Origin of the sequence: Paraburkholderia sp. RAU6.4a (assembly GCF_050435625.1) — a bacterium.
GTDB classification, from domain to species: Bacteria; Pseudomonadota; Gammaproteobacteria; order Burkholderiales; family Burkholderiaceae; genus Paraburkholderia; species Paraburkholderia tuberum.
The window spans coordinates 2,731,623-2,749,269 of sequence record NZ_JBNDKQ010000003.1; the positions used below are offsets into that span (position 1 = coordinate 2,731,623).

General features: G+C 61.8%; 12 protein-coding genes. 8 read left to right on the top strand and 4 right to left on the bottom strand.

Annotation, left to right across the window (positions count from 1 at the left end; genetic code table 11):
* Positions 1 to 12: 12 nt before the first annotated feature.
* A complete protein-coding gene (locus OKW40_RS37170; RefSeq protein ID WP_429493840.1) occupies positions 13 to 2,592 on the bottom strand; it encodes an FtsX-like permease family protein in 2,580 nt (859 codons plus the stop codon).
* The gene (locus tag OKW40_RS37175; protein ID WP_429353805.1) at positions 2,582 to 3,313 is read right to left on the bottom strand and encodes an ABC transporter ATP-binding protein; all 732 of its coding nucleotides are present in this window, start codon (positions 3,311 to 3,313) and stop codon (positions 2,582 to 2,584) included. Before OKW40_RS37175 ends, OKW40_RS37170 begins: the two co-directional genes overlap by 11 nt.
* Positions 3,314 to 3,999: 686 nt before the next feature.
* On the opposite strand from OKW40_RS37175, the gene OKW40_RS37180 reads away from it, so the two are divergent.
* The 6 genes from OKW40_RS37180 (at position 4,000) to ltrA (ending at position 11,652) form a co-directional block, all read left to right on the top strand.
* Positions 4,000 to 5,556 (top strand): NADH-quinone oxidoreductase subunit M, encoded by a 1,557-nt coding sequence (locus tag OKW40_RS37180; protein ID WP_184060281.1) that lies wholly within the window; start codon positions 4,000 to 4,002, stop codon positions 5,554 to 5,556.
* Between the two features lie 391 nt (positions 5,557 to 5,947).
* Positions 5,948 to 6,838: a ubiquinol oxidase subunit II gene (cyoA, locus tag OKW40_RS37185; RefSeq protein ID WP_184060279.1), complete on the top strand. Its 891-nt coding sequence runs from the start codon at positions 5,948 to 5,950 to the stop codon at positions 6,836 to 6,838.
* 3 nt (positions 6,839 to 6,841) lie between these two features.
* Positions 6,842 to 8,863: a cytochrome o ubiquinol oxidase subunit I gene (gene cyoB, locus OKW40_RS37190; RefSeq protein WP_429493841.1), complete on the top strand. Its 2,022-nt coding sequence runs from the start codon at positions 6,842 to 6,844 to the stop codon at positions 8,861 to 8,863.
* Positions 8,863 to 9,468: a cytochrome o ubiquinol oxidase subunit III gene (gene cyoC, locus OKW40_RS37195; RefSeq protein WP_018425052.1), complete on the top strand. Its 606-nt coding sequence runs from the start codon at positions 8,863 to 8,865 to the stop codon at positions 9,466 to 9,468. The genes cyoB and cyoC overlap by 1 nt, the downstream gene beginning before the upstream one ends.
* On the top strand, positions 9,469 to 9,810 hold the full coding sequence (gene cyoD / locus OKW40_RS37200) for a cytochrome o ubiquinol oxidase subunit IV (protein WP_429493842.1): 342 nt from the start codon (positions 9,469 to 9,471) through the stop codon (positions 9,808 to 9,810).
* A 471-nt stretch (positions 9,811 to 10,281) separates the two neighbouring features.
* On the top strand, positions 10,282 to 11,652 hold the full coding sequence (gene ltrA / locus OKW40_RS37205; protein WP_429490198.1) for a group II intron reverse transcriptase/maturase: 1,371 nt from the start codon (positions 10,282 to 10,284) through the stop codon (positions 11,650 to 11,652).
* A 112-nt stretch (positions 11,653 to 11,764) separates the two neighbouring features.
* Here the strand turns inward: ltrA and OKW40_RS37210 are convergent, their stop codons facing one another.
* Complete coding sequence (locus tag OKW40_RS37210; protein ID WP_429493843.1) at positions 11,765 to 13,822, bottom strand: capsular biosynthesis protein; 2,058 nt, start codon at positions 13,820 to 13,822, stop codon at positions 11,765 to 11,767.
* Positions 13,823 to 14,977 carry a glycosyltransferase family 4 protein gene (locus OKW40_RS37215; RefSeq protein ID WP_429494005.1) on the bottom strand — a complete coding sequence of 385 codons (1,155 nt, stop codon included), beginning with the start codon at positions 14,975 to 14,977 and terminating at the stop codon, positions 13,823 to 13,825.
* 121 nt (positions 14,978 to 15,098) lie between these two features.
* On the opposite strand from OKW40_RS37215, the gene OKW40_RS37220 reads away from it, so the two are divergent.
* Positions 15,099 to 16,265: a polysaccharide biosynthesis/export family protein gene (locus tag OKW40_RS37220; protein WP_429493844.1), complete on the top strand. Its 1,167-nt coding sequence runs from the start codon at positions 15,099 to 15,101 to the stop codon at positions 16,263 to 16,265.
* 198 nt (positions 16,266 to 16,463) lie between these two features.
* Positions 16,464 to 17,612: a glycosyltransferase family 4 protein gene (locus OKW40_RS37225; protein WP_429493845.1), complete on the top strand. Its 1,149-nt coding sequence runs from the start codon at positions 16,464 to 16,466 to the stop codon at positions 17,610 to 17,612.
* Positions 17,613 to 17,647: the final 35 nt, after the last annotated feature.

The following is a 17,647-nucleotide window of genomic DNA, read 5'->3' on the forward strand; positions in this document are numbered from 1 at the left end:
GCGCAACTGGCATCACCAGTCCTCCTTCACCGCGCGCACTGCATCCACCGACACCGCGCCGCGTCCCGCGACCACCGCCGTCGTACACGACAGCACCAGCATTACCAACGCGACTGTGCCAAGCACTAACCACGGTACATGCAGCGACATGCTCCAGTGAAACGACTGCGGATTGACGACGAACACGAGAATCAGGCTGATCGCGAAACCAAGCGCGAAACCGAGCGCAATGCCGCATGCGGTGAGCAGACCGCCCTCCGAAGCGAGGATCGCGAGAATCTGCGCGCGCGTCACCCCGACGTGGCGCAACATCCCGAACTCACGGGCGCGCGCGAGCGTCTGCGCGGAAAACGTCGCTGCGACGCCGAACAATCCGATCACGATCGCCACCGCCTCGAGCAGATACGTGACCGCGAAACTGCGATCGAAGATCACCAGCGTGCGCGCACGGATCTCGCCCGGTTGCGACACCTCGAGCGAAGCGCCGAACGGCAACGCCTTCAAACTTGCGACGACGCGTTCGACAGTCACGCCCGGCTCGACGGTCACGGCGACATCGGTCGCGGTGGAGTCGCCGGTCAGCCGCCGATAATCGGCAAGCCGTATCTGGATCGCGCCGCTCTGCCGCGCGTAGTCGCGCCAGACGCCGGCTACGACGAACGTCTGGCCATGCTCGCCGAGCGACAACCGCACGCGTTGACCTAACTCATACCCATACAGGTCGATCATTGCTTCGGAGACCCAAATAGGTATGTCGCCGGCCCGAAGCGCGGACGGCGGCAGCACCGCGCCGGTCATCTGCAGAGTCGCGCCCGGATCGGTCGCGTCGATTTCGCGGGCGAGCAGCGCGACGTCCGGGCGCGCGGGATCGAGCGTCAGATGTGTGATGCGCGCGAACGCGGCGTTGCCGATGCCGGGCACCCTCGCGATGCGCGTCTGTTCGTCGGGCCGCAAGCCGCCACTGTCGCCGCTATTGCCGCCCGACGCCACGCGCACATACAGATCGGCGGACAGCAGATGCGTGATCCAGTCGTCGACAGACACGCGGAAGCTGGCCACCATGATCGCCATCGCGACGATCAGCGCGAAGCTCGACAGCACGCCGCCCATCGCGATCGACGCCTGCCCCGGCGCATTCGCGAGACGCGCAATCGCGAGCGTGCCCGTCGCGCCCGCGCGGCGTCGCGTGCCGCGCGCGCGGCCTGCCGCGCCGAATATCAGCGCGGTCACGCGCGGCATCAGCGCAATGCCGCCGACGAGCAGCAACGCGACCGCCAGATAACCGGCGATCGGCGCATCGAACCACGGCGGCACGCGCGTCAGCGCGGCGGCCGCCAGCAAACAGCCGAACGCCGGCCACGGCGTGGCGAGCCGCGCCAATGCGCTTTCCTCGGCACCGGCCTTGAGTGCCGGGGCAGGCCGTGCGCGCGCCGCGTCGATGGCGGGCGCGACGCTGCCCAACACCGACACCGCGATCCCGAGCGCGAGAAACACCGCGCTCGCGAGCGGCTCGAAGCCGACTCGCGGTTGCACGCCCGGAAAATAGCCGCCGCCGAGATCGCTGCCGAAGAAGCGCAGCGCACCGCTGGCCATCGCGTAGCCGAGCGCAAGTCCACACAACGAGCCGAGCAACCCGAGCAGCGCGCCTTCAAGCAGGATCTGCCGCAATAGCTGAGCTCGCGTGAGCCCGAGCACGCGCAGCATCGCGAATTGCGATCGGCGTCGCACGACACCGAGTGCCTGAGTCGAAAACACGAGGAACGCGCCCGTGAACAGCGCGACCAGCGCGAGCACGTTCATGTTGATCCGGTAAGCACGCGACAGGCGATCGGTGCGGCTCTCGGTGTCGCGCGTCTCGGCGACTACCCATGTGCTGCCGAGCTGCTGTTGCAGATCGCGTTTGAAGCGTTGCCGATCGACGCCGCGTGCGAGTTGCACGTCAACGCGCGTCAGCTTGCCCACCTTGCCGAATCGCCATTGCGCGGCGGCGATGTCCATCACCGCGAGCCGCTGACCCGGCCGCGTGCGCACGAGCCCGCCCGCGACGCGCAGATGCAGATCCGACGTACCGCGGCGTAGCGTGACGTCGTCGCCGGTCTTGACGTTCAGCCATTGCTGCGCGGCCGTCGACAGAAATATCGCATCGGAGGCGAGCGTGTCGAACGGGCGATCAGGCGAGGGCACGCCGATCAGATCGGGTGTGATCGACCTCGCCTTGAAGACGTCGATGCCGAGAACGGGCAGTGCACCGGTGCGGCCCGGCACCGCGACGTCGAGCGCGAGCACGGGACTCGCCAGCACCACGCCCGGTTCGTTGGCGAGTCGCGGATAGAGGGACTCGTCGACGAAAGGCTGCGCGCCGCGCACCTGCAGATCCGCTTCGCCTGACAGACTGCGCGCGGCCGCCGAGAATTCGTTGAAGGCGGCGCTGTTGATCAATTGCACCGCGTAGCCGAGCGCGACGCCTAGCGCGATCGTCGCGATGGCGACGATCGCGCGTCCGCGATGACTGCGCCATTCCGCGACCATCAGCCAGCGCGCGAGAACACGATATCCCGGCGCGCGCGGCAGTGGACGAAGGTCAACGGCCATCGTGGGTCGAGCGGGCCGCGGCGTGCGCGACGTTCGCGGCCTTGTCGCGCGCGCCATGCAAGTCGCCGTCGCTGAGGATCAACACGCGGTCCGCCACGGCGGCCGCGGCCTCGGAATGCGTGACCATGATCGTCGCCGCGCCGGTCGCCTTGCTTTGCGCGCGGAACAGGCCGAGCACGTCGCGCGCGGTGGCAGGGTCGAGGTTGCCGGTCGGTTCGTCGGCGAGAAGCAGCGTCGGACGATGCACGAGTGCGCGTGCAATGGCTACACGCTGCAACTCGCCGCCGGAGAGATCGCGCGGAAAGTCGTCGCCGCGTCCGCCGAGGCCGACCGCCGCGAGCATGTCGAGCGCGGCGGCCGTCGGTAGATCATTGAGCAGCAGTGGCAGCGCGACGTTCTGCGCGAGCGTCAGATGCGGCAGCACGTGAAACGCCTGGAACACGAATCCGAGCTTCTGGCGCCGCAGTCGCGTCGCGGCGTTGTCATCGAGTTGTTCGACCGGGCGTCCGTCGATTAGCACGCTGCCGCTATCGGCGCGGTCGAGCCCGGCGATCAGGTTGAGCAAAGTCGACTTGCCGACGCCCGAGTCGCCCATGATCGCGACGAACTCGCCCGCAGCGAGTGTGAAGTCGAGCCGCGCGAGCACGATGCGGCCGGTGCCGTACCGCTTGCTGAGGCCGCGGCATTCGAGTGCGGGTACGACGTCGTCACGAAGCGCCATGCGAGGAGGTCCGGAAAAGGAGTCGGGCGAGGGGAGCCCGCTGCGCGAATTGAGTGTGCCTCGCCGCGCGAGTTTCTGCAGCAGTTACCATGGCGCGGCGCTGGTCCGTGTAAGGAAAACGGAAGATTCGTGCGCCTGGAGTGGAACATTTTCAGCGCACCTTGATCGAGGCGCGCGGCACCGCTGGCGACCTCCTCGTCGGTCGGTTTAGACCGCTCGTACAAAAATTTTTTTATCGCCGACGAGGCAAATTTTTGTTTGGTTGCCGCCCGTCCGCGGCCGTCCAAAAGCATTCGACAGCACGATCCGTTCCAGTCGAACCAGCCCCATAAACAGCGAATGTCTAACAGCGGCCAACCTCCGGCTAATTGCCAGCTTTTGCTGCCAAACTGCCAAGGCCTAACGACGCATTTGTAACAATGTGCAAGTGCACATTTCGATCCATTTTGCAAGCGTCCACGTCGCAACAATGTATTGTGGCGCGGATTTCGCGGCTGTTGCGATGCAAAATTATTCTTATCTTGGTAATCTCCCACCCTTGGTCAGTCGGCTGCGGGTAAACGTGTAGCGGGAAACCGCTCCACGCGTCAATTTCAGCGAACTCCAACTTACATTTCCATTTCAATGTCTGCTTGTTTCAGGGGGCGTTGACGCGGCGTTTTGTACTTCAAGTTTTGACAGAGCACATGCCATTGCCTCTCCTAAGTCTTCTCATCTGGATCCCCATCGTCGCCGGGTTCGTGGTTCTGCGCGCCGGGTCGGACGCGGCGCGTAATCGCACACGCTGGCTCGCGCTGATCGGCGCGGTGGCGGGTTTCTTGCCGGTGATCCCGCTCGTGACGAGTTTCCGTAACGACGTGACCTCGATGCAGTTCGTCGAGAACGTCCGCTGGTCGCCGACGTTCGATATCGCATGGCATGTGGGAATCGACGGGATTTCGCTGTGGCTCGTCGCGCTGACCGCGCTGACGACGATCATCATCGTGATCGCATCGTGGGAGTCGATCACGCAGCGCACCGCGCAGTACTTCGGCGCGTTCCTGATGCTGTCGGGCTTCATGCAGGGTGTGTTCACGTCGCTCGACGGCATGATGTTCTTCATTGCGTTCGAGGCGACGCTGATCCCGCTGTATCTGCTGATCGGCACCTACGGTCACAAGAACCGCACGTACGCGGCGGTGAAGTTCTTCTTCGTGTCGTTCCTCGGCTCGCTGATGATGCTGATGTCGCTGCTCTATCTGTATAGCCTGACGCACAGCTTCGACCTCGCCGTGTGGCGCGAAGCGCACCTCGACATGGTGCCGCAGGCGCTGATCTTCCTCGGCTTCCTTGCCGCGTTCGGCGTGAAGGTGCCGATGTGGCCGCTGCACACGTGGCTGCCCGACGTGCACCTCGACGGCCCGACGGGCGCCGCGGTGATGATCGGCATGCTGAAGATCGGCGGTTACGGTCTGCTGCGTTTCGCGCTGCCGATCGCGCCGCAAGCGAGCCATTTCTTCGCGCCGATGATGATCACGCTGTCGCTCGTCGCGGTGATCTATTCGAGCCTGCTCGCACTCGTGCAGACCGACATGCGCCGCCTGCTCGCGTATTCGACGGTCGCGCATATGGGCCTCGTCACGCTCGGTCTGTTCGTTTTCAACCGCTTCGGCCAGTCCGGCGCAATCGTGCAGATGATCTCGTACGGCGTGGTGTCCGGCGCGATGCTGTTGTGCACCGGCATGCTCTACGACCGCACGAAATCCGCGTCGATCGCCGAATACGGCGGCGTCGCCAACACGATGCCGCGCTTTGCGGCTTTCGTGATGCTGTTCTCGATGGCCAACATCGGTCTGCCGGGCACGTCGGGTTTCGTTGGCGAATTCATGGTGCTGATGGGCGCGATCCGCTTCAACTTCTGGATCGGTGCGATCGCCGCGACCACCCTGATTCTGAGCGCGGCCTACACGCTGTGGATGTACAAGCGCGTGATCTTCGGTGCGATTGCCAACGCGCGCGTCGCGAAGCTGAAGGACCTCGGCAAGCGCGAGTTCGCGCTGCTCGGTGCGTTGGCGCTGCTAGTGCTCGCGATCGGTCTCGACCCGAAGCCGTTTACCGATGCGATCGATCCGTCGGTCGCCACGCTGCTCGCGCAATCGGAACGCTCGGCGCTGCCTTCGGACTCCGTGCCGACGGAGGGCGGCGAGCATCTGCAGGCAGCGGCGCCCGGACCGGTTCCCGTCGCTACGCAGACTCCGGGTTAAATGAACAGAGCGCAAGAGTCGTTGTCGCATCCGCGCGTCAGGATGCGGCGACGCTCTTGCGCTTTTGCGCGTCGTTATCAATCCCTTTGTGAATGCATGCGTGTTGCAGTACGTCGAAAACCGCTGCGCGTCCAGCGATTTTTTAGCGCTTATTTCAGGGGACTTTTGCGATGCGTCAGCTTTTCGATGCTTCGTTTCGAAGCGTCGCAAACGACGCTGGTGAATAGGGGCGCGGGGAAATGCGGCAACGTGTCGCACTGCGTCGCGACGCAATAGTTCGTTGCTAAATCGAGTGTTTATTAGCATCCGATGCCCCCCTATTATGCGAGCGCTTATTAATGGAGAGCCGTCGAATGACGTTCGTTGAAGTCAAAAAAACGAGGCAGTGGATATGAAAGGACGGACGCTGAGAAGGCCGGCAAGTTTCATTTCCGCCAGCCTCATGTTGCTGCTTTCGGGTTGCAGCAACCTCGATATTCTGAATCCGAAGGGGAGTGTGGGACTCGCGGAGCGTGATCTGATCGCGACTTCGGTGTGGGCCATGCTGATCGTCGTGGTGCCGGTGATTCTGATGACACTGTTTTTCGCGTGGCGTTACCGCGCATCGAACAGGAACGCCGACTACCAGCCAGGGTGGACGCATTCCACCGCGGTTGAAGTCGTCGTCTGGACGATTCCGACTTTGATCATTCTGTTCCTCGCAGTGTTGACGTGGCGGACGACGCATGAGCTCGATCCGTATCGCCCGCTCGAATCGCAGGTCAAGCCGATCAACGTCGAAGTCGTCGCGCTCGATTGGAAGTGGCTCTTCATCTATCCGGACCTCGGCATCGCGTCGGTGAACCAGCTCGCGATCCCGGTCGGCACGCCGGTGAACTTCCGGATCACGTCGGACACGGTGATGAACTCGTTCTTCATCCCGCAGCTGGGCGGCCAGATCTACGCGATGGCGGGCATGCAGACGCGCCTGCACCTGATCGCCGATCACGCCGGCGACTACGCGGGCACCTCGGCAAACTTCAGCGGCAAGGGCTTCTCGGACATGAAGTTCCGCACGCTCGCCAGCTCTCCTGAAGACTTCAACGCGTGGGTCGCCAAGGTTCGCGCTTCGTCGGATCGTCTCGACATGGACCGCTATCACGCGGTGTCCGAGCCGAGCGAAAAGGACCCGGTGCGGTACTTTTCGACGGTCGATCCGAAGCTGTTCAACAACATCATCGCCCGCTACAACAACGGCAACGTCCTCGACAACAAGGACGCTAACTGTGCGCCTAAGGGGTAACGCATGTTCGGAAAACTAACGCTCGATGCGATCCCGTATCACGAGCCAATCATCGTTACGGCGGGCGCGGGGATGATTCTCGCTGCGCTGGCCGTGCTCGGCGCAATCACGTATTTCGGCAAATGGCGCTACTTGTGGGCCGAATGGTTGACCTCGGTCGACCACAAGAAGATCGGTGTCATGTATATCGTCATTGCCTTCATCATGCTGCTGCGCGGCTTCGCCGACGCGATCATGATGCGTATGCAACTGGCGCTGTCGTACCTGGCCCCGGGCTTTTTGCCGCCGCATCACTACGACCAGATCTTCACCGCGCACGGCGTCATCATGATCTTCTTCATGGCGATGGCGTTCATGGTCGGTCTGATGAACCTCATCGTGCCCCTGCAGATCGGCGCACGCGACGTCGCGTTCCCGTTCATCAACTCGCTGAGCTTCTGGATGACGGCAATCAGCGCGATCCTGATCAATATCTCGCTGGTGATCGGTGAATTCGCGCAGACGGGCTGGCTCGCTTATCCGCCGCTGTCCGAATTGCAGTTCAGCCCCGGCGTCGGCGTCGACTACTACCTGTGGAGCTTGCAGCTCTCCGGTATCGGCACGTTGCTGACCGGGGTGAACTTCTTCGTGACCATCGTGAAGATGCGCGCGCCGGGCATGTCGTTCATGAAGATGCCGGTGTTCACGTGGACCGCGCTGTGCACCAACGTGCTGATCATGGCGTCGTTCCCGATCCTGACCGTCACGCTCGCGCTGCTCGGTCTGGACCGTTACCTCGGCATGCACTTCTTCACGAACGATGCCGGCGGCAACGCGATGCTGTACCTGAACCTGATCTGGGCATGGGGTCACCCCGAGGTGTACATCCTGATCCTGCCGGCGTTCGGTATCTTCTCGGAAGTCGTCGCGACCTTCACTAAAAAGCCGCTGTTCGGCTACAAGACGATGGTGTGGGCGACCTGCGCGATCATGGTGCTGTCGTTCCTCGTGTGGTTGCACCACTTCTTCACGATGGGTTCCGGCGCGGACGTCAATGCGTTCTTCGGTATCGCGACGATGATCATCTCGATCCCGACTGGCGTCAAAGTGTTCAACTGGCTGTTCACGATCTACAAGGGCCGTCTGCAATTCACGACGCCGGTTTTGTGGACGATCGGCTTCATCATCACTTTCACGATCGGCGGTATGACCGGCGTGATGATGGCGATTCCGGGCGCGGACTTCATGCTGCACAACAGCCTGTTCCTGATCGCTCACTTCCATAACGTAATTATCGGTGGCGTGCTGTTCGGCTATCTGGCCGGCTTCAACTACTGGTTCCCGAAGGCGTTCGGCTTCAAGCTGAACGAGAAGCTCGGCAAGGCCGCGTTCTGGTTCTGGCAGATCGGCTTCTGGGTTGCGTTCACGCCGCTGTACGTGCTCGGCTTCATGGGCATGACGCGCCGTCTGAACCACTACGACAACCCGACCTGGCATCCGTGGCTGATCGCCGCCGCGTTCGGCGCGGTGCTGATCGCGATCGGTATCGCTTGCCAACTGCTGCAACTGGTCGTCAGCATCCGCGATCGCAACCTGAAGGAAAACCGCGACCTCACGGGCGATCCGTGGGACGGTCATACGCTGGAATGGGCGACGAGTTCGCCGCCGCCGGCTTATAACTTCGCGCACATCCCGGACGTCCGCTCGCTCGACGCGTTCACCGAAATGAAGTCGCGCAAGGGCGGTGTGAAAGTGCCGGCGTATCGCGACATTCACATGCCGTCGAATACGTCCGCGGGTCTGTTGGTGGGTCTGTTCTCGCTGGTGCTCGGTTTTGCCGGTGTGTGGCACATCTGGTGGCTTGCGATCGTTGGCGCGGTCGGCGCGATCGCCACCGTGATCATCTACAGCTTCATGGACAACGACGGCTATTACATTCCTGCCGACACTGTTGCGCTGATTGAAGAGAATCGCAACGGCGGTGCTGGTGCCGTGGCCGGTGTCGGCGCAAGCGCCGGCAAGCAGGTCGCGCTGGAGGTGGACTGATGTTACAGAAGACAATTGCGGTTGAGCCGCAACTCGCGCCGGACCATGTGCCGTCGCACTCGGTGTTCGGTTTCTGGCTGTACCTGATGACCGACTGCATCATCTTCGCGGCGCTGTTCGCGGTGTTCGCGGTGATGAGCCACCAGTTCGCGGGCGGTCCGAGCGGCAAGGACCTGTTCGAGATTCCGGGCGTCGCACTTGAAACGACGATGCTGCTGCTCTCGAGTATCACGTACGGCTTCGCGATGCTCGGCGCGCACAAGAACCGCAAGGGCGTGCTGCTCGGCTGGCTTGGCGTGACGTTCCTGCTGGGCCTCGCGTTCCTCGTGCTGGAAATGCGCGAGTTCTCGCACCTGATCGCCGAAGGCGCGGGTCCGAGCCGCAGCGCGTTCCTGTCGTCGTTCTTCACGCTGGTCGGCACGCACGGCCTGCACGTGACCTTCGGCCTGATCTGGATGGTCGTGCTGGCGCTGCAGGTGATGCGTCATCGCGACCTGACCGAACGCGACATGATCCGTCTGACGTGCCTGAGCCTTTTCTGGCACTTCCTCGACGTCGTGTGGATCGGCGTTTTCACCTTTGTCTATCTTGCGAGCGTGATCTAAATGGACCATAGTCATAGCGCCCATGGCGCACACTCGGAAGGCGGTCACGGCAGCTTCGGCAGCTATACGGCGGGCTTCGTGCTCTCCGTCATTCTGACCGTCGCGGCCTTCGCGATCGTGATGACCGGCACGTTGACGGGCCAGAGCGCGTTGCTCGCGATCGCGGGTCTGGCGTTCGTGCAGATCCTCGTGCATCTGGTGTCCTTCCTGCACATGAACACGTCGTCGTCGCAGCGCTGGAATGTGACGGCGTTTGCGTTCACGGTGCTGACCGCTGTTATCGTGGTTGGCGGGACGTTGTGGGTGTTGCATAACGTCAGCATGAATATGATGTCGCGCTAAGCGGATAACGCTTTAGCGCTGGCCTCGATAAAAAGCCCCGCAAGATTTCGATCTTGCGGGGCTTTTGTTTGTGCGCCCAGCATGGGCGCACTCCTGCGGGTGCAAGTCCCGCCATAAGCTGGTCACAGCGAATGAAGTGAAGCGCAACTGCACGAGGGCGACCGGGTGTGGGGAGGAAGCGCGGAGCGTAAATCGTGAGCCGATGAACAAGAACTGCATAGAAGGCGCTGCTGAGCAGGGCGAGCGGGCAAACGGCCGCGAAGCTCTTGTGACCAAGGCGATGCGGCGTAGATGCGGCGGTTGTGCGATGAAGGAGTGCGTTCTTACCTGGGGAGATCTCGCCTCATGCCTGAAAGGGCGACGGTGCTGAACCGGAGCGAGAAGTCAGCAGAGGCCGTAATAGCTGGAAGGCGTGGCCGGGAAGGCTAAAGCCGCCAGCGAAGGGCCGAACGAGTAGGAGGGCCGAAGGCCGTGGTGCTCGGACGTGCAATGCATCCGAATTCCGCGAAGGCGGAGCGCGACGAAAGGAGGCGTGGTGAAGCCGCGCCGGAAGCGTCGCGTGATGAAGCACGGGCGGCGCACGATGAAGCCGGAAGCCTGGGGCGAGACGACCTGCTTGCGCAGGCGTTCGCGAGAGCGAATCTGGTGATGGCGTGGAAACGCGTCAAAGCCAATCGCGGCAGTGCAGGGGTGGATGGGAGGTCGATCGCTGAGACGGCGGCATATCTCAAGACGCACTGGCCCTGGATACGGGAAGCGTTACTGGATGGCAGCTACCGGCCCGAGCCGGTGAGGCGCGTGCAGATACCGAAGCCCGGGGGCGGGATGCGAGAACTGGGGATACCGACGGTGACGGACCGGCTGATCCAGCAAGCCCTGCTGCAAGTCCTGCAACCCATCATTGACCCTACGTTCTCCGAACACAGTTATGGCTTCCGGCCGGGGCGTCGGGCGCGTGACGCGGTGCTGATGGCACAGCGGCATGTGCAGGACGGCTATCGGGTGGTGGTCGATGTGGATCTGGAGAAGTTCTTCGACCGGGTCAATCACGACATCCTGATGGAACGCCTATCGAGGCGGATCGGCGACAAGGCGGTATTGCGTCTGATCCGGCATTACCTTGCGGCCGGAATCATGGATGGCGGCGTGCTCCGCGAGCGATACGAGGGTACGCCGCAAGGCGGGCCACTCTCGCCGCTGCTGGCCAATGTGTTGCTGGACGAGGTGGATCGGGCGTTAGAGAAGCGTGGCCACCGCTTCGTGCGCTACGCCGACGACTGCAACGTGTACGTGCGCAGCCGGAGGTCGGGCGAACGGGTGCTGGAGGGCCTGTGCAGGCTCTATGCACGACTCCATCTGAAGGTCAACGAGGCCAAGACAGCGGTCGCGCCAGCATCCCGGCGCAAGTTCCTGGGCTACACGCTGTGGCACGGGAAAGGCCGGCAGGTGAAATGCGCGGTAGCTGGCAAGGCCTTGGCGAACTTCAAACAACGCATCCGGGAACTGACACGCCGTTCGTGCGGGCGCAGCCTGCCGGAGGTGGCGGAGCGAATGCGGGCGTATATGCTGGGCTGGAAGGCGTACTTTAATCTGGCCCAGACGCCGCGGGTGTTCCGTGAACTCGACGAATGGATCAGGCACCGTCTGCGTGCGCTGCAGCTCAAGCACTGGCGCCGGGGCAAGACAATGTATCGGGAGTTGCGAGCGCTGGGTGCTTCGGAATCAGAGGCCAGGCTGGTGGCGGCGAACAGCCGTCGCTGGTGGCACAACAGCTACCTGTTGCTGAACCGGGCCATGCCAGTTGCTTACTTCGACCGTCTTGGCGTACCCCGCCTCTCATGACCTCAACTGCTCGAACCGCCCGGTGCGGACCCGCATGCCGGGTGGTGTGGGAGGGGATCGGTCAGGCTAACTGACCGCCCCTATCCCGATTGTCTGGACGGTTTGTTTTTTACTATGCTCGTGGCGCGCGCTTTTGCTGAAGGCGCCATATGGCGTGGCGAATTGCATTGCGGCTCCAGCGAAAAGCTTTGAGAAGCGGCCGCATCCGGTTGCCGCGTACTTTTTCGAGCGGCCGTGCGGCTTGTGGTGCGAGTTGTTCGACCACGGCTTCCGGGGTCGTGAAGAGACACGTTTTCCAATCGAAGTACAGTGGATAGCGCAGCAGCACGCCCGCACACAGCATGTCGAGCGTCAATGTGCGATGACGCCACGGCAGCGGCGCGAGCGCGTCGTGGGTGAGTCCCCAGCCTGCGTAGAACGGCAACCCGTAGGTGAACACCGCTTTGCCGCGCAACAGCGCGTCGAAGCCCGCGAGCGACGATAGCGTGTGAACTTCATCCGCCGCATCGACGAGCGACAGCAGGTCCGCTTCGGTATCGACGACGTCGGCGAGTTGCTGCGCGTCGATCAGACCATTGCGATTGCCTGATAGTACGTCGGGATGCGGTTTGTAGACGACGAATGCGTCGGGCCGCAGGCGGCGGACTTCGCGCAGCAGCGCATCGGCGGTGCCGATTGCGCGCGTGCCGAGGCGGATCGATGCATCGTCGGCGACCTGGCCGGGGACCAGCACGATTTGCTTGCCTGACGTTGCGGTCCATGCAGGGCGCCGGCGGCCGAGGTTGTACTTAGTGACGCCGAGTTGCACGACCTTGTTGCGAAGTGCCGCGGCGCGCGCCAACTCGGTGTCGCTGAACTCGGTCTCGTTGAGCAGCACGCTCAGATCGCTCGGCTGACTCGCATCGAAGTACAGTCCGCGGCGATCGATCACCTGACTGCGCGGCGCGATCATGTCGGAGCCGAGACCTGTCGAGTGGAAGAAGCCGTCTTCGATTCGGACGCGATGAATTTCCGGCGCGAGGCCGTCTGCGCTGCGCGCGCCCCACAGTACCGCGCATTCGTGGATTTGGATCGATTGCGGCTCGGCGGTCCAGCGTAACGCCGAATTTCCCGCCGTGATGTACGGCGTCGCGAAGGGGCGCTTCCACCATTGGAAACGTAATGCCGCGACGTTGCGCAGATCTGCGAAGCGTTGCTGGACTGCGTGCTGTAGTTCGATGCCGTCGAGAAGATCGGCGAGCGTACCGGGCGCATGCGTGGCGGGATTCAAATAGTTCGTTAAGCGCACGAATATGACGTCGAACAGCGTTTCGAGCGTAGGGCGCGCGGTGCGGTTCGGCAATGGCAAGTCGTCGTGCGTCAGGCCCCAGCCCGCGTAATACGGCGCGCCGAAGACATGGACAGGCGTGCCGACCAGCAAAGCGTGCATCCCTTCCGACGCACTCAGTGTGTAGATCCGGTCGACGTGAGGCAGCGCGGCGCACACCGATTCATGTTCGTCGAGATGCCGGGTGCCGGGCGGCAGCAGCGCTCGTGCGAATTCGGAAAGCCAAGTTCCGCGCCCGGGGTCGTCCGACCGGGCGATCCAGAATTCCGCGCGTGGGTGGGCGATTCGTGCGGCCAGTAGCATGCGCGCGAATGCGTCGCGAGAATGGCGCGTTGCGGTGGCGCCGAATCCATACGATCTTGCGCGTTCGTCGATGACCAATACGCGTTCGGTACTTTTAGGCTCGAGCAGCGCTGCCGGGCAGCAGGATTGCACACGACGTGTTGCCGACGCATGACTGCGCACGAATCGCCGCATCAGCCGGCGCAATTCTGCGGGGGTCTGGTCACTTTGCGCTTCCGGGAGCGCGGCCCTAAGCGCTGCATCGAGCGCATTGGCCAAGGCTTCGGCACCGGCATTTTCGACTGACATCGAAACCCATGACACCAACGGCGTGCCCGCCGGTCCGCGCGTCCAGATCGGCCCAGGCCACGCGGAGACGATTCGGTCGTTGAATAGACGGGCGACACGTAACGCGACTCGTCCATGCCAGCGGTGAATCCACCGCGGTTCGACACGTGGTCGGCGCAGGGCGGTCCACAGACGCGAACCGCGCGTAATCGCGCGCAGATCAATTGCGACGCGCGCTCGCGTCGCTTCCGTTGCGACGATGCGTTGCTTCATTTAGCGCAGCGTTTCCAGAAAGCGGTCGACGCGTCCGAAGTGCTCGGCCCAGGTCGGTTCCCGAAAACGTTCGATACGGGTCGACTGTGCGGCGCGTTCGGGGCTATCCGGCCGCGCGTAGTCCTGAATGCGGGCGAGCCAGCCGGGACCGTCGAGTGGATCGAGATAGTCCGGAATGTCGTCGGCGATTTCGTGAAAGACGTCGAGATCGCTCGCGAGCACCGGTACTTTCAGCGCAAGCGCTTCGGCGAGTGGCATTCCGTAGCCTTCGACGAAGGAAGGGAATAGCAGCGCCTGCGCGTGTTGAAGGTAGGCGTGGAGCTGCTCGTCGGAGCAGTGGGCTTCCTCCAGCACGACGCCTTTCAGGCTCTGGCAGCGCTCCAGCATGTCAATGACGTTTTCGCATTCCCAGCCACGTCGGCCGATTACCACGAGCTTCGGTGCCGATGCGCCGAGTTGTTCGACCAGGCGGCGCCAGACGTGCAGGATGAGCCAGTGGTTTTTGCGCGGCTCGATGGTGCCGAGCATCACGAAGTAGGGTTCGGGCAACGGGCGTGGTGTGAGGGGGCGTGGAGTCACGCCGGAGGCGAGGTGGGCGACGACGCTGCCAGGCAGCGGCAGGTTTGCCGAGCGTGCTGCTCCCTGTAAGGAATCGAGTGTGGCCTGCGAATTTGTGATGACTCCGCGCGCGTAGGTCAACGTCGCGTGAATCCGCTGCTGATGAGCACGATCCACCAATGGACGGCAGTATTCAGCGTGAGTCAGCGGAATAAGGTCATGAACCAGAATAACTGGCTGAATGCCGCGCTGGCGCATAGTCCGCAGGTATCGTGAGCGCTCAATACCAGAGTGGCTCGTATGAAGCAATATTCCGCCGGGAAAGTTGTGACGGCGCAACATTCGGCAGGCGGCATTTACGATAAGTTTCTGCGCTGCAAATTTAGCGGCGAAATCCTGCTGGAGAAGAATGTCGAAGACTCGGGCCGAGTTCTGCTGCGACAGCACCGAACTGAACCCACGCTCGCTTAGTACGGCGCGCGCACGCCCGCCGTAATGCCGGACATATTCGAGGCCGACTCGATCTACCCCAGTGGGTAATTGGCGATTGATTAGCCTGTCCACGAGGCGCGAGACATCCAGCAGAGTTACCGACAATTTTTCCGCACGACAAAAACGTGTTTGTGACAAAATCCGCTCCGACCGCTTAGCGCAGACCTCTGTGACTCGTAATAAATTCCGAATTCCGCAATTGTCCCAAAAACCGCCGGTTTGATACATGAATTCTCGTCGAATAACTAGATTAGTGTTGTTTTTTTCCACGCTCGCGTTGAGTTCATGTAGCTTGGTTCCTTCTTCCGGTCCGACGGCCGCACAAGTGATGAAGGCCGGCGAAAATGAAAACCCAGCAGGGATTCAGATCGTGGATATCAACGCCGATGTTGCGCGAAGATTGGTTGCAGAGAGAAAGACCACGGATTTCGCCGACGCATTAGGCCAAGGGCCGCTGGCCCGTCAGCAGTTCGGGCCGGGGGATACGCTCGAGGTGTCCATATGGGAGGCGCCGCCGGCCACACTGTTTGGCGCATTTTCGTCTTCCTCGTCGGACTCATCGAGCAGTGGCGGCGGAGCGAGAGCGACAGTATTGCCCGCACAAATCATCGATAGCGATGGCACGATCGCGGTGCCATTCGCTGGGCGTATCAAGGCAGCAGGCAAATCTGCGAACGAGTTGTCGCAGGGAATCGAAGCGCGACTTACTGGCAAAGCCAACCAGCCACAGGTAATGATCCGGTTGGTAAAGAACGCCACATCGTACGTCACCGTTGTCGGCGATGTGACGAAAAGCACTCGCATGGAATTGACGGCAGGCGGCGAGCGGTTGCTCGATGCGCTGGCCAGTGCCGGAGGCGCCCGACAGCCGGTCGATAAGACCACCATTCAGGTAACTCGTGGCGGCGAGGTCGAATCGTTGCCGTTGCAGACCATCATCCGCGATCCGCGACAAAACGTAACCCTGCATGCGGGTGATGTGATTACAGCACTGTTTCAGCCTTTGAGCTTCACGGTATTGGGCGCGACGGGCAAGAACGACGAAATTAATTTCGAAGCTCAGGGCATTACGTTGGCTCAAGCGCTTGCGCGCAGCGGCGGACTAAGCGACGCCCGTTCCGACCCAAAGGGAGTATTCATTTTCCGTTTTGAGCCGAAAGACGCATTGCCTTGGCCTCATCAGCCTGTGCAGACAACGGTGGACGGCAAAGTGCCCGTGGTGTACCGACTGGACCTGAAAGACCCGGCGAGCTTTTTCGTCGCCCAGTCGTTCCCGATGAACAATAAAGACCTGGTCTATATCTCCAACGGACCTGTGGCCGAACTGCAGAAATTCCTGAACTTGGTGTTCTCCGCGGTATATCCGGTAACGGGGCTGATTCGCGCGTACTGATTACTGATGCGTGCCGAGGCTATGAGCAGAAAGTTGCCAGACAGTAGACGACGCTCGACACGTCTGGGTCGCCGCTGTCTGCTTCTTTTCGCTTCTATGCTGGCGCATGCCGCGCCGCTGTGGCCCCGCAGGCTGATCAAGTTGACACGGGGATTCAGCCGGCGTCTTCATTATGAAGAAAGCGGGCGCGAGGGGCGAATGAAGCAATTGCTGGTGGATGTATCCATCATCTGTCGAAATGACGCCGGCACGGGAATACAGCGCGTCGTCCGCGCGCTGTTTCAGGAATTGCTAGCTGAACCGCCGACCGGGTTCAATATCCGCCCCGTGTGCGCAACACGTCGCAGTGGATACCGATACGCGGACGAATACTGCACAAGGGTCTCAGGCGAAGCAATTCAGGAAAGTGACCTCGGATTGAATATCTCGGTGAACGCCGGTGACATTTTTCTTGGGCTGGACTTCAGCAGCCGGATTCTCCCTCGACGACAGACGGAATTGCTCCGATGGAGAGCACGCGGCGTTAAATCCATGTTTATCGTGTACGACCTCCTGCCTGCGCTTCGGCCAGATTGGTTTACGCGTCCCGGAGCAAAAGCCTATAAGTCGTGGCTGACGACACTGGCGATGCATGCGGATCATCTTCTCTGCATATCCGCTTCAGTGAAATGCGATTTGGAACTCTGGTTGCGCAAGAAGTATCGTTTGACCGACTCGGAAATCCGGACCGGCTGGTTTCATCTTGGTGCGGATCTGCGCGGGAACGACGACGCGGGTTCGCTACCAGCTTGTGTGGCGCTGCCATCCACATGCCGGTTCCCCACTGTTCTGATGGTGGGCACCGTCGAACCGCGCAAAGGGCATGAACAAGTGCTCGATGCATTTGAGCTGCTCTGGCGCGCCGGTAACGAAGCCCGTCTCGTCATAGTCGGTAAGCCCGGGTGGCATGTCGATGAGTTGATGAAGCGACTGGATTGCCATCCTGAATCGGGTCAGAGAATCATCTGGCTCAAGTCAGCGAATGATGTGACGTTAACCAGTCATTATAAGTGTGCCGACGGTCTGCTCATGGCTTCCTATGGCGAAGGCTTCGGTTTGCCGCTTGTCGAAGCGGCAATCCATGGAATGCCTGTATTGGCTCGCGATCTCCCGGTCTTTCGCGAGGTGGCACAGGGCCATGTTACCTACTTTTCAGCAGATGACGCCGGGCAGATGGCGGCGATATTGCGTACTTGGTTCAGCGCGCTGACAGAGGGAACCGCGCCAAATAGCGGCCGGATACCATTGCAATCCTGGCGGCAAAGTGCGGCGCAATTGCGCAACTGCTTACTGGATGTTAATTTTTAAACATTCGTGTGCCCGTTCGATACCCGATTTCGTTC

What these genes read in the sequence shown, in the direction of transcription:
- OKW40_RS37170 (WP_429493840.1), bottom strand. Translation starts at nt 2,592, where the DNA reads ATGGCCGTTGACCTTCGTCCACTGCCGCGCGCGCCGGGATATCGTGTT.
- OKW40_RS37175 (WP_429353805.1), bottom strand. Translation starts at nt 3,313, where the DNA reads ATGGCGCTTCGTGACGACGTCGTACCCGCACTCGAATGCCGCGGCCTC.
- OKW40_RS37180 (WP_184060281.1), top strand. Translation starts at nt 4,000, where the DNA reads ATGCCATTGCCTCTCCTAAGTCTTCTCATCTGGATCCCCATCGTCGCC.
- cyoA (WP_184060279.1), top strand. Translation starts at nt 5,948, where the DNA reads ATGAAAGGACGGACGCTGAGAAGGCCGGCAAGTTTCATTTCCGCCAGC.
- cyoB (WP_429493841.1), top strand. Translation starts at nt 6,842, where the DNA reads ATGTTCGGAAAACTAACGCTCGATGCGATCCCGTATCACGAGCCAATC.
- cyoC (WP_018425052.1), top strand. Translation starts at nt 8,863, where the DNA reads ATGTTACAGAAGACAATTGCGGTTGAGCCGCAACTCGCGCCGGACCAT.
- cyoD (WP_429493842.1), top strand. Translation starts at nt 9,469, where the DNA reads ATGGACCATAGTCATAGCGCCCATGGCGCACACTCGGAAGGCGGTCAC.
- OKW40_RS37210 (WP_429493843.1), bottom strand. Translation starts at nt 13,822, where the DNA reads ATGAAGCAACGCATCGTCGCAACGGAAGCGACGCGAGCGCGCGTCGCA.
- OKW40_RS37220 (WP_429493844.1), top strand. Translation starts at nt 15,099, where the DNA reads ATGAATTCTCGTCGAATAACTAGATTAGTGTTGTTTTTTTCCACGCTC.
- OKW40_RS37225 (WP_429493845.1), top strand. Translation starts at nt 16,464, where the DNA reads ATGAAGCAATTGCTGGTGGATGTATCCATCATCTGTCGAAATGACGCC.